Below are 12,562 nucleotides of genomic sequence, written 5' to 3'. Positions count from 1 at the left end.
AATGCAATATTCCAATTTTCAATAGTTTACACTGCAATATTTTACGTTGCGACATAAGAGTTATAAAACACAAAAGGCATTCATCAGCTGACGCTAACGAATGCCTTTTATGCATATAGCTTGAGAGTGTAAGGACTGTTGAGAGAGAGTATATGTGATCAGGAAAAGTATGAGAGAGAACTTATTAAGAGAGAGAAGTTTAGTGTATTACTTTTCCAGAATCAAATTTTTATCCTTACATTACATAGTATACAACGAACAGTTAAACTATCAATGTAGCAATATAAAATATTCTTAAAGGTTTGATTACATCTATATAATAAGTTCTTATGAATTTATATACGCTCAACAGTCAGACTTATCGCATCTACAATTTAACCATCATTCCGGTTCATCAGACAAATTTATAGCCAACGCCCCAAACCGTAATGATGTGTTTGCTGTCGGACGGATTGTCTTCGATTTCTTCACGAAGGCGATTGATATGCACCGCAACAGTAGCATAATCACCGTAGGAGTCCAACCCCCAAACGCGAGAATATAGTTCTTCTTTACTAAATACGATGTCGCGATTACGCATCAAGAATTCCAATAGCTGAAACTCTTTCTTTTTGAGATGCACTTCCTTATCATTAACCCAAACCTTCATCATTTTAGGATCAAGGCGAATTTCTCCGGATTGAATCGCATTGGTTTCCATGGCGTCTTTTTCCGTCAAGCGTTTATATTGTGCCAACATCGCTTTAATCTTAGCAATCAATACGGATGGGGAGAACGGTTTTTCGATATAATCATCCGCACCGACCCCTAAGCCACGAATTTTATCAATATCATCGAGGCGAGCCGTCACCATTACAATAGGAACACGTACCTTATCACGAATTTGACGGCATACTTCAAAGCCGTCCATTTCAGGTAGCATAACATCCAAAATAATGAGATCTACAGGTGTATTTAAAGCGGCTTCAATACCATCGGTACCGTTATTCATAACCGTTACTTCATACCCTGCTACCATTAGATAATCCCGCTCAATGTTGGCAATATCCAAATCGTCTTCAATAATTAAGATATGTTCACTCATGTTTTTCTCCTTGCTTAGGGAACTCTAATATAACACGTAGACCATGAGGTCTAACATTTTCAATAACCACTCTGCCTTCAAAGATTTCCATAATTCTTCGAATGATCGACAACCCGAGGCCACTACCCTCCTGCGGATTCGTACGGGACGAATCGACACGATAAAATGGACGCATCAACCGTTCTAATGATTCAGGAGGCACTCCCGGACCGTCATCACTGATGACACAATAGACATAGTCCTCATCACTGTTCACATCAATAACACAATGACCGATATCAGCCATTTTGTATTTAGCACTATTATTCAGTACATTCTGTAATACACGCTGCAACAATTGCGGATTCGCATTGATATATGCCGAATCTGTGACAATGCGATACTGAATATCGATGCCGCGAGCCTTGTATGGCGCCAAATGATCTTCCACAAAATCCCGTACATACTGTCCCAGCTCAATACGCTCGGATGGACGAGATTCCTTCTTATAATTCAATGTGGTAATAAGGAATAGTTCCTCCAACATAGAATCTAAATCATTGGCACGTTTCAATATGATACCCATATAGCGTTTTTGCTGCTCTTCCGTAGGTGCAATACCGTCACGCACCCCTTCTGCATACGCCTTAATGGCCGTCAACGGAGTTCGAATATCATGAGAAATTCCGGCAAGCAGTTCTTTCTGCTGCTCCTGCTCGACTTCAATCTGCTGATTCGCCAGCTGTAACGACTTCGTCATGTTCTTAACATGAATCATGATAAACTTCGTGACAAACCTGTTAATGGCGAAGAATGTGATAATGAAAAGCAGGCTGGCTACGATAATGATGTAGAAAGATACAGACTCCATCAAGCTGTCACTACCGTTAGTGGCACGCTTAATCGCAATATGATACACATAAGAATGATGCGAATCATATTTTCTCATTTCATAAACGAAGGTATTATTGGACTGATACACAATGCCCTGTAATTCAGGATTCACATCAATAAGTCCAACAATAGCGGAAGCACTATAAATCTGCGGATTACCATAGTGATACACCAGGGCTCCTTGATCCATAACTTCCACGTAAACTTCTTTCGGGTCCAGCAAACTATAGCTAGGTTTGACCAATGTGTCTATGAGATTATTTTCTAATCCATAAAAAGTAATCGTTTCAGCAATACGACTTACACTTTTGAACTGCTGTTCCTGTTCAATACGCAAATAGTAACCAGCATTAGCCAATATGCGCAGACCTGTAAAATAAAGCAAAAATAATATAAATGCAATTAAAATAGGTACTACAAACAGCACAACATTGGATATCCAAATTCGAATTTGTAAATTCACAGGGCTACCTCAATATCATAAATAGTAGATACTCCTTATAGTTTACGCTATTTTGAATATTTAAAGCAAGTCCAAACGTAAAAAACGCCCCATAATAATTACTTATAGCTTATTATTCATTAATAAACAGGAGATGTATAAAATACCATTATGTCCAAAATGTTCTTAGACGTCGACAAACAAAAAGAGGATTCCGAAGAATCCTCTTTATATTTTGATTAACGACGATTAGCATCGAAGAAGTTAATTGCAACTTCTGGGAACATAGCGTAAGTCAATACGTCTTCATCAGTGATACCGTTGTAGCCTTTGGAAGCCAAGTCTTGACGGTAACCTTCCAATTCAGGTTCGATAAGATCTGCAGGACGGCAAGTGATAGGTTCTTCATCACCGATAATAGTACGACGAATATCGTCGGAGATAGTGCCAGGTAACGCACCATATTTACCACGTACAAGGTCTTTAACTTCATTAGGAACCATTTTATAACGGTCACCCATCATAACGTTCATCATAGCCATTGTACCGACGATTTGGGATGTAGGTGTTACCAATGGAGGGTAACCCAAGTCTTCACGAACGCGTGGCATTTCATCCATAACGTCGAAGAAACGATCGCCCATACCCATTTCGTTCAATTGGTTTTGAGTGTTGGACAACATACCGCCAGGGATTTGATAACGACGAACAGCCGGGATTACATCACTAGCTGGTTTCAAGTTGAATTCTTCAGCGATTTGTTGTTTAACTTTACGGAAATGATCAACCAACGGAATGTATTTATCAAGGTCAAGGCCAAGATCCCATTCAGTGCCTTTGAACATTTCAATCATAGTTTCAGTAGCCGGTTGGCTAGTTGCATGAGCGAATGGAGAAATAGCAGTATCGATGATATCCACACCTGCTTTAGCAGCTTCCCAGTATGTTGTGCTTGCAAGACCGCAAGTGAAATGGCTGTGCAAGTCGATTGGCAATTCACCGAAACGTTTTTTGAAAGTAGATACCAAATCATATGCATCAGCAGGTCCTAACAAACCGGACATATCTTTGATACAAAGGGAATCAGTACCCATTTCCACCAATGTTTCAGCAACTTTCAAGAAACTTTCAGTTGTATGTACAGGAGAAATAGTGTAAACCATAGCGGATTGAACATGAGCACCGGCTTTTTTGGAATACTTGATAGCGGCTTCCATGTTGCGAGGGTCGTTCAATGCATCAAAAATACGGATGCGGTCGATACCATTTTTTACAGCCGCATTACAGAATGCTTCCACTACGTCATCGGAGTAGTGTTTGTAGCCCAACAAGTTTTGACCACGAAGCAACATTTGCAATGGGGTATTTTTCAAATTAGCTTTCAATTTGCGAAGGCGTTCCCATGGATCTTCATTCAAGAAACGAAGACAGCTGTCATACGTAGCGCCGCCCCAACATTCAAGAGCTTCATAACCAATATCATCTAAAAGACCGAGCACCGGTTCCATTTGTTCGTAGCGCATACGCGTTGCCAAAATAGATTGATGACCGTCACGAAGAACGGTTTCGCAAATTCTTAATTTTTTAGCCATGTTAATCCTCCACTTCGAAATAGTTTGTAAATGTAATTTTATGCATTCACAAAATGTCTATCTCACACCTATTTACCAACGTTTTTTGTAGTCTCTACACATGTAGATGAAACACTCTACAAATCGTTGTAGCATACTTATATTAGACTACTTATAAAATTCTTTGTCAACAACTATGTTATGCTATTTAATCATAAATTCTCCGATTTACTCGGCTCATATTCGTGACATAAATCACATCAATCCACTGAAACCCTAGTGATCATCTTGTATGTTTAAACAATACATATTTAGTATAATTCCTGTTTTTAATAATAAACCAAAAATTATTTCGAAATAATTTTTAGTTATTAGTGGCTGAGAATTTATTTATATCGGTATTTTTTAATGTAGTTTACCGAAACATATCGGTTCGCTTATAAGCTCATCACTTTTATTAATATATTGCTCATTTTGCTGTGATTCATAAATATACAAAAAGGTCCTATGATATACATATCACGGGACCTACGCGTATATATTTTCACTTTTCAGGTCGCATTAAGGCTTAACCTTCTTAGGCGCCGTTTCAAGCACGATATTTTTTCCATCGCGCTTTACCTGAATCGAAAAGGCACCCTCGCCTTCTTTAAAATATTCCATCTTAATATCGAGAAGCATTTTACCGATCAACGTTTCCACCTTTTCCGTCAAGAATTCACGATAGAAAGAATCTTCTTTCTGCTTTGTGCTCTGATGAATAGTCGGTTTATTCGCGACGCGTTCCATATTGAGCATCGTTTCTTCAAAATTATCATCAGCTTTGAAATGTTTCATCATATCCGCATCGGATAAGCCTTTTTGTATTTTAATCTTTGCCATATTTAACCTCTCCTATCAATTCCATAATTGCTTTTTTCACCCGTATCGAATCAATACCTGACATGCAGTACTGAGCCGGCTTCGGACATCGCCGTCTGCGGCAGCCTAAACAATCCAGCGTATCATTAACCAGCACCCTATAATGACCGGTTAAAGGGCCCCAAATGTTCGGATTTGTAGGTCCGAACAGTGCAACGGCAGGTTTTCCAAGGGCTAACGCCATATGAAGCGCCCCCGTATCGGCACTGACAACAACATCGCTCTGAGCAATGATTGCGCCCAGTTCCTCCAGCGATGTATGGCCCATCATATCCTGTACGATGTGTTTCATATCCGTAGTTCTTATAGATTCTATAAAAGGTGCATACTGCTCCGCTTCTTTCTCACCGCCAAGACATATGAAATTCGCTCTGTATCGCAATGACTCAACAAGGGAATACCACTTCTCCTGAGGCCATTCCTTGCTGGTCCACGATGTGCCCAATACCAGGCATATCCGCAAGATACCGGAGTTGAAACGCGTATCCGATACATCTCCATCTCCAGCCTCATCTGTTCCGTCAAACGATGACCATATAGATTCCGCCCATTTTTTTGACTCAGGGCTGACACGGAAATTCATCGCATACAAAGCGTTAGCATCGATTGCGTCCTTATCATCGGCACCAGTCTCTTTCACTGGTTCTATGCCTTTATCCGCCAATGCACGAGGCAACAGTTGTACCACATCCATGTATCGACGGATTACATGCGCCTTACTTGGTTTTGCCTTATAATTTGTAAAAAGCCAATTTAATTCCTTTGTACCGCCTAGGCCAAGTCGGATAGGCGCGCCCGATGCAAGCAGTACAAGTCCCGATATAAGCCGTCCCTGTACATCAACGGCCACATCAAAATGATAGGGCTTCAGCTTGGCTTTCAGATCCCACCACATACGCCACATCGTAGGAATATGCAGTTTTTTCGAATGAGCCTCATATACATCCCGTTCCCACGGAATAATTTCATCTACATAAGGGTTGCCTTTCAGTAAGTCCACCATGCTGGGCGTTACGATCCAATGCAACTTAGTATCCGGATACTGTTCCTTTATCCACCGAGCTGCCGGGGTGGCATGCAAAATGTCCCCAATATAGCTGAGGCGTACAAATAATATATTCATATACATCCTTATGCTACTACGACTGTAGGAAGAAAGCCTTTATAATGAAGTGACATTATAAAGGCTTTTTTGTTATGACTTCTTTTTACTTTCACTGTTTGATTTATTCGATTTACTCGATGAGGATTGGGAGGAAGATTGAGATGATGTGTCGTCATCCGTGACCTTCGTGGTTTCCTCACTGCCATTCTTGATGATATCTTTCACATCAGACAATGTTAATTCATTAAATGTGGTAGGATGATTATATTTATAAACCGGCTGGAATCCTACGCCTAATTTACCGGTATACACAGTCAATGCATTATTATCTTCGTCTACACGAGCGATATAAATGGTCTTGTCCATATCGACACCGATAAAGCGGAAACGTCCCGGCGGATTGATAACACGCCAACCGCCTTCAACACCGTTAAACATAAAGATATCACCGGTACGTACATTATCATAGAAGAAATTATCTTCATCATAAAATACGCCGATATGCCCGATATCCGTAGCCTGCATATAAACGCGGCGCGTATCATAGTTCGCATCGGTACGATAAATGCGATACGAATTTTCTCGTACCTTAACCTTCATGTAAACGACATTGGTCGCCTCGGAATAAGCGGCATCAACGATTTTACTTTCACGAGGTAAATCCTCAAGTTCCGTATCCACTTCGTGTTCAGGATCATCCGCATTAAGGCGTGCCATAACAACTTCGTTACTGCGATACAAGCCCATAATGGCATAGTTTCTATCCGGCATCCAGTTAAAGTAGCTGATAGAACGCCCCTTCAAGTTAACCGTAGTCGGGTCGCTTTCACCGGCCTTGTAAATTTTCAAAGAATTCTCCGTAACCACCGCCATAAATTGGTGATCATAAGATACGTATTTTGTACCTTCCTTCACATCAGGAAAGTTTTTTGTATCATCCTTATTCGCCCCCGCCACATTAAATTCCGTAGTAGGTGCAAACACATATTGATCCAAGTATAGGTACACCCCACCTTGCAGCAGAATCCCCACCGCAAAAGCGCTCAGTACGCGCGTAAAAGGTTTCATGCATCCTCCTATTTTACGATAAACGCCGTCGGGATCATCCGTTCCCCTAATAAATCGGCCGGTTTGTTCACGACCTTACCGTTAAGATATAAGGTGGAACTGGACCCGCCATCCAGATTAGCCGCGATATAACAGCCTTTTTCATACAGGATATCCTGTACATCTCGCAATGTCGCCCCCAGTGAATATCCCGGTTGACGTCCGTCAATAACGAGGAATAATACGGTTCCGTCCTTCTTTTGACCGATAGCCGTACGAGGGCCTACGCCCCAACCGCCGTCACCTTCGGTGATCATTTTCTTACCGTCTACAATAAGAGGCGGTCCGAAGGTAATGCCTTCCATAGCTTTCATATCCGCTAATTCAGACTTGTTATAATTGCCGGCGATAAGATTTCCCGCCTTTGAAAAGCCTACAAAATCTACATCTTCATCGGAACCTACGTCCTTGCCGATAACATATTCACCGTCATGGAGAATAAAGCCGTACGGCAAACGACCTGTTCCGGTACCGTTCGGATCGTGGAATCCGCCGCCGTTAATAGCGGCAACAGCATTATTCATCTTTGCGATATTACTGGTCGTATCGCCTTTTTCCTGGATATTTGCAGCAGTCCCCACCTGAATACGACGAGGATCGGGAATTTCTAAAATATATCCGACATAACGAGCGGACTCAATCTTTTCAAGATTTAAGGTCTTATCTTCACGGGCATTAAACTTAAATAAATCCTGACTCTTCACAACCCCTACCGTACCCAATATGGACTGTAACTGTTCATCATTGAACAGCCATGTAATATAGTGAGGATGACGAGATTGTAAAATGGCGCCGATTACAGCACGTTTTACATTATTAAACGGTCCAAAGAGCACCACGATCGGTGATGTAATAGCGGTAAATAAAATCACCATGATGATGAATTTTACCCAATTCTTTTTGAACAATGTATTTCTCCTTATAAATCACTGAAATGTTCGGTACTTAGACGTTCCTCAAAATGCTTGAGGTCTACCGCATTACCGACCCACACGCGCAAGATATTATATGGATTATCGCCGGTATGAGCCCAACCGGACTTCATAGCCATACCCATTTTAATTCCCGCCTTCTCACTGGCTTTATCGGTGTATTCATTCTTATCCCCGTACGGATAGCAGAACCATGGATTATCCTTGATACCGACCTCTTTTTCAAGAGCTTGTTGTGCCTTGGTGATATTTTCTATTTGTTCAGCTTCTGATAACTGTCCCATCTCTATATGTTGAAAGCCATGATTAGAAATGGTCATACCGCCTTTATGCATCTCCCTCACCTGATCCCAGGTCAAACGGGTACCGATATCGCCGGGATTAATAAATACGGTAGCGGCGAAGCCATATTCTTTCATGACCGGATAAACTATGGAATACGTATCGGCATAACCGTCATCAAAGGTTAAAACAACAGGTTTTTCCGGCACAGCGGCACCGTTAACCACATATTCATACAGCTGTTCCATCGTCAACGGATGATAGCCGTTATCTTTGAGAAACTTCATCTGCTGTCTAAACAGATCCTCTCGAATAACCGCATCATTATCCTTATCTTCACCGACTTTATGATACATGAGGACAGGGATTCCGGACGGATGCACCATCTTGACCTCTTTTACAGGCGGCGCATTGTTGGCCGTTTCACTTTTTTGTGAAAGTACTCCACAGCCTGTCAGAACCACTATAAATAAGATAACTATGCACGTTACCAATGGAATCCGTTTCATAGCTCCTCCTTTATCAGAAATAATTATATACAGATTATTATAGCATTTCTATGAAAAATAGTAAAAATTAACGCTTTATAAGCACTTCCTTCAATGATTTCCTCGGCCTCGGATACATACCTTCATCGGATTTCCCGATAGCAATAATCGCCAATACATCATGATTAATTCCCAAAAAAGCCTTGCTTTCACATTGCATAAAATACACATCATTCATCCACAACGTGCCGAGTCCTTTATCCTTGGCCCCAAGGATAATATGTTCAATAAATGCGCCGATAGCCTGTAAATCACTTTTCTCCCACACACGATGATAATCCGGCAAGTCATCATACGGATTATACACAAATAATAAATCACTCGCCATTTTTATTGCACCAAGACTGATTTCCAAACTGCCGAAATGAGCTTTCCTCGATTTATATTGTTCAAGCACCTGAAAACCTAAATTAACAAAATGTACTTTCTCTTCCCCTGTCATATGAAGAACCTGCCAAGGTTGTCGATTTTTCGGCGATGGTGCACGCATACCGAGCTGAACCAGTTCTTCAACTACCTCAATGCCAACAGACGGAGCTTTTTTATACTTACGTACGCTTGTGCGCAACTGTATCACTTCTTGCAAATTCATATCGTTCCTCACTGCTGAATATTGAAATTTACCACATATATTGTAATATCCCATACAATACTATATTATTCTAATTATAATATATACGAAAATTATAATATATACGACATGATATAACATAAAAAACTACTAATATAAAAGGAGTCCTCATGAAAAAATGCCTCGCCCTCATCCAAATGGATGTTCATGTAAATGACACAGAATATAACTATAATAATGTCCAAAAATTACTATACAACTCCCTCGCTGAAGAACCGGATATCATCGTCTTACCGGAAACGTGGAACACGGGGTTCTATCCGTCAAAAGATTTAATCACCATCGCCGACCGCAACGGAGAACGCACGCAAACATTGTTAAGCGACTTCGCCAAAGAACACAATGTCAACATCGTAGGCGGCTCGGTAGCGGTAGCAAAAAACGACCATGTATTCAATACGTCATATGCATTTGATCGTGCAGGTCAGCTCGTCGGGGAGTATTCCAAAATGCACGGTTTCAGTCCCGCCAAAGAGGACACATACTTTGCCGGCGGTACACATACATCCCACTTCGAGCTGGACGGCATTCCTTGCAGCACGGTCATCTGCTACGACATCCGCTTTCCGGAACTCGTACGCATGGCTGCACTACCGAATACGGAACTTCTATTCGTGCCGGCTCAATGGCCGACCATGCGACTTCGTCACTGGCAAGTGCTCAACGAAGTACGGGCAATCGAAAATCAGTTATTCTTATGCGCCGTAAACGGATGCGGTACCGTAGGCCGCGTTCAAAGTACCGGCCACTCCGCCGTATACGATCCATGGGGCACCAATCTGTTGGAAATGGACACTACTGAAAACATCCAATCCGTTGATATCGATTTTGATGTAGTCCAGGATATCCGCAATAAAATCAATATTTTTAAAGACCGTAAACCTGAACTCTATAATCTGTAAAATAAAGACACATTGTTACTGAATGATTTTCTAAGATTATCTCAAACTTTAGAGAACCGTTATAATTAACAATGTGCCTTTTAATTTTTATTGTGTTGTGTTCGGATTATAAAAGATAATACGGTTTAAAGAAATATGATCAGCCTTGTTGGCAGAAATAAATTATATAAGCTTTATTAGGGCTGACTGCAGCTCCCAACGCATATGGATGATTCCAGTTTCCACCGAAATCAAATAGATAAATCACATAATCATCAGGTATTTTTACAGAGTCTTCGTTAAAGGATAATCTATGTAAATATTGTTTCTGAAGTTTTCGATTCTCAGCTTCCGTATAAGTTGGATATGATTTATCTTTAGATAAACCAGACTGATTTATTTGTTTAGGTTTTATTTTATCTTGCTCAGCTTCTACTCGCTGACGAGTCTCGACATACCGCTTAAACTTTATCTCCCGATCTTCACCATCAATCTTAACCTTATTAAATTCAGCCAAAATTTGATTTTCTAACTCATATAATTCATCAACAGTTTTATCAATAGGGTTATCCAATCTATTTTGAATAAATTTTCCCATAGGAACCGTTGTACTTTCAACAAGCACCATTAATTTAGGCAACAATTGCGCTAAAGTATCCGCATATGTCATGTCCGAATCAACATATTGTTTTACATATACATTTACTAAATCGGATTTGGAAATAACTACTTTGGAATTTATACGTGCTTCATCAATATATGACTTTAATTGCTCAGGCGTACCGCCAAATGCAAGCTGTATATATGAGCCGGCTTGCAAAAATCCTGGATTGCTATGCATATGAATATTCTTAGCAAAACTTGGTATTCTTTTAGGGAAACCAGGAATTGTAGAAATCAACTTATAATCCTTAGGATCATTGATAGGATACTCAATTAACTCTATGGATTTAAGGAAACTTTCTAAGGACTCTTTAATCTCAGCTTTAGATCTAGCCGTATATAAATTGTGCCCTTTACCTTTATTTTTATCTAAATATTCTCGAAGTTCCTTTTCATGTGCCACCTTCTTATCCGCACGTGTCCGATAAGACGGCGTGTCAACCGAATTAGTTAGCGTAGGGTCACCTTGTCCATTTTTACTCATATACGGACTTACTACGCGTATAGGCTTATTTCTGCTACCGACACCATAACCTTGCTTATATGTTTCTCCAGTATTATAACGCTTGATTTGTTTAAGCGCCTCTTCATCCTTATCATTATAAAGAGGATCAAAAACCTCATATTCATCTCTCATATCAGCCTTTTGTAATTCTTTCAAGTGTTTAGCTGAACGCTCCTGCTCTTCCACATTCAATACTGCAAGTTCTTGAGTTGAAAGTTTTCTCGGATTTCCGGATTTATCTTTCACTATATTTTTGAAAGCACCAGGGATTACCTCAATTCGTTCTGATTTTAAATTTTCTGCTGAATTTATATCACTTTTAATACCGCCATTTATATTGTCAACCGGTTCTTTTACAGTTGTAGCAAATCCAAGCTGAACGGAAATTACCAACGAAAGAATCGTCAGTGCAAAAATTTTCTTTTTCATAGAGTCCCTCTCCTACCATATTTTAAAAGTTTATACTCAAATCACGCATCACCATAATCATAGATATACAAAAAAGGGACCTACAGAAAACTGTAGATCCTTGTATCTGGTGCGGTTGGCGGGACTTGAACCCGCACGAGCATTAGCCCACCACCCCCTCAAGATGGCGTGTCTGCCATTCCACCACAACCGCATGGAATAGAAAATGGTGCCTCAGGACAGAATCGAACTGTCGACACACGGATTTTCAGTCCGTTGCTCTACCGACTGAGCTACCGAGGCATTTTTCGTAAAAAAAAATGGCGACCCCGATCAGATTTGAACTGACGATCTTCGCCGTGACAGGGCGACATGTTAACCGCTACACCACGGGGCCGCGTATCAACTCGCGTTGACTACTTAGATAGAATATCATAAATTCCGAACTAACGCAACTATTTATCGAAAAAATTTTATAAATTTCTCTATTCTATGCTATTATCAACACTTTAAAGCGTTCCCCACAAGAAATAATCAAGAATACACATATTTCCGTCATTATACGAAGGAATCCATTAATTTTTGTATTTAATCAAAGTACTTTACTTC

General features: G+C 40.4%; 11 protein-coding genes and 3 tRNA genes. 1 reads left to right on the top strand and 13 read right to left on the bottom strand.

The features are described 5' to 3' along the window. Window positions 1-394 precede the first annotated feature (394 nt). The 9 genes from VEHSUH05_RS01830 to VEHSUH05_RS01790 all read right to left on the bottom strand — a co-directional run bounded on the left by VEHSUH05_RS01830 (window position 395) and on the right by VEHSUH05_RS01790 (window position 9,457). On the bottom strand, window positions 395-1,084 hold the full coding sequence (locus VEHSUH05_RS01830; protein WP_038118031.1) for a response regulator transcription factor: 690 nt from the start codon (window positions 1,082-1,084) through the stop codon (window positions 395-397). Next, window positions 1,077-2,420 (bottom strand): sensor histidine kinase, encoded by a 1,344-nt coding sequence (locus tag VEHSUH05_RS01825; protein WP_038118036.1) that lies wholly within the window; start codon window positions 2,418-2,420, stop codon window positions 1,077-1,079. The genes VEHSUH05_RS01830 and VEHSUH05_RS01825 overlap by 8 nt, the downstream gene beginning before the upstream one ends. Before the next feature lie 218 nt (window positions 2,421-2,638). Beyond that, window positions 2,639-3,991, bottom strand: coding sequence for a pyruvate carboxylase subunit B (locus tag VEHSUH05_RS01820; protein ID WP_008715613.1), 1,353 nt, complete (start codon window positions 3,989-3,991; stop codon window positions 2,639-2,641). Between the two features lie 540 nt (window positions 3,992-4,531). After that, window positions 4,532-4,852 (bottom strand): hypothetical protein, encoded by a 321-nt coding sequence (locus tag VEHSUH05_RS01815; RefSeq protein WP_054673847.1) that lies wholly within the window; start codon window positions 4,850-4,852, stop codon window positions 4,532-4,534. Continuing rightward, the gene (locus VEHSUH05_RS01810; RefSeq protein WP_105090562.1) at window positions 4,839-6,014 is read right to left on the bottom strand and encodes a glycosyltransferase family 9 protein; all 1,176 of its coding nucleotides are present in this window, start codon (window positions 6,012-6,014) and stop codon (window positions 4,839-4,841) included. The genes VEHSUH05_RS01815 and VEHSUH05_RS01810 overlap by 14 nt, the downstream gene beginning before the upstream one ends. Before the next feature lie 72 nt (window positions 6,015-6,086). Further along, entirely contained in the window at window positions 6,087-7,064 is a 978-nt protein-coding gene (locus tag VEHSUH05_RS01805; RefSeq protein ID WP_038118042.1) for a hypothetical protein, read from the bottom strand. 8 nt (window positions 7,065-7,072) lie between these two features. After that, window positions 7,073-8,011 carry a phosphodiester glycosidase family protein gene (locus VEHSUH05_RS01800; RefSeq protein WP_038118045.1) on the bottom strand — a complete coding sequence of 313 codons (939 nt, stop codon included), beginning with the start codon at window positions 8,009-8,011 and terminating at the stop codon, window positions 7,073-7,075. 11 nt (window positions 8,012-8,022) lie between these two features. Then, window positions 8,023-8,826 carry a polysaccharide deacetylase family protein gene (locus VEHSUH05_RS01795; protein ID WP_054673849.1) on the bottom strand — a complete coding sequence of 268 codons (804 nt, stop codon included), beginning with the start codon at window positions 8,824-8,826 and terminating at the stop codon, window positions 8,023-8,025. 67 nt (window positions 8,827-8,893) lie between these two features. Beyond that, window positions 8,894-9,457, bottom strand: coding sequence for a nitroreductase family protein (locus VEHSUH05_RS01790; RefSeq protein ID WP_105090561.1), 564 nt, complete (start codon window positions 9,455-9,457; stop codon window positions 8,894-8,896). Window positions 9,458-9,606: 149 nt separating this feature from the next. Here VEHSUH05_RS01790 and VEHSUH05_RS01785 point away from each other — a divergent pair, with 149 nt between their 5' ends. Further along, window positions 9,607-10,398 carry a carbon-nitrogen family hydrolase gene (locus tag VEHSUH05_RS01785; protein ID WP_105090560.1) on the top strand — a complete coding sequence of 264 codons (792 nt, stop codon included), beginning with the start codon at window positions 9,607-9,609 and terminating at the stop codon, window positions 10,396-10,398. A 139-nt stretch (window positions 10,399-10,537) separates the two neighbouring features. Here VEHSUH05_RS01785 and VEHSUH05_RS01780 read toward each other — a convergent pair whose 3' ends face one another. The 4 genes from VEHSUH05_RS01780 to VEHSUH05_RS01765 all read right to left on the bottom strand — a co-directional run bounded on the left by VEHSUH05_RS01780 (window position 10,538) and on the right by VEHSUH05_RS01765 (window position 12,350). Then, complete coding sequence (locus VEHSUH05_RS01780) at window positions 10,538-11,974, bottom strand: hypothetical protein (protein WP_054673855.1); 1,437 nt, start codon at window positions 11,972-11,974, stop codon at window positions 10,538-10,540. A gap of 107 nt (window positions 11,975-12,081) precedes the next feature. After that, window positions 12,082-12,167: transfer RNA gene (locus VEHSUH05_RS01775), tRNA-Leu, on the bottom strand. A gap of 13 nt (window positions 12,168-12,180) precedes the next feature. Then, window positions 12,181-12,256 (bottom strand) — tRNA-Phe (locus VEHSUH05_RS01770). Window positions 12,257-12,274: 18 nt separating this feature from the next. After that, window positions 12,275-12,350, bottom strand: a tRNA-Asp gene (locus VEHSUH05_RS01765). Window positions 12,351-12,562 lie beyond the last annotated feature (212 nt).

This window comes from Veillonella denticariosi JCM 15641 (genome assembly GCF_002959855.1).
GTDB lineage: Bacteria > Bacillota > Negativicutes > Veillonellales > Veillonellaceae > Veillonella > Veillonella denticariosi.
The sequence above is the reverse complement of the archived record's forward strand: the minus strand, read 5'-3'. Positions and strand labels throughout refer to the sequence as shown.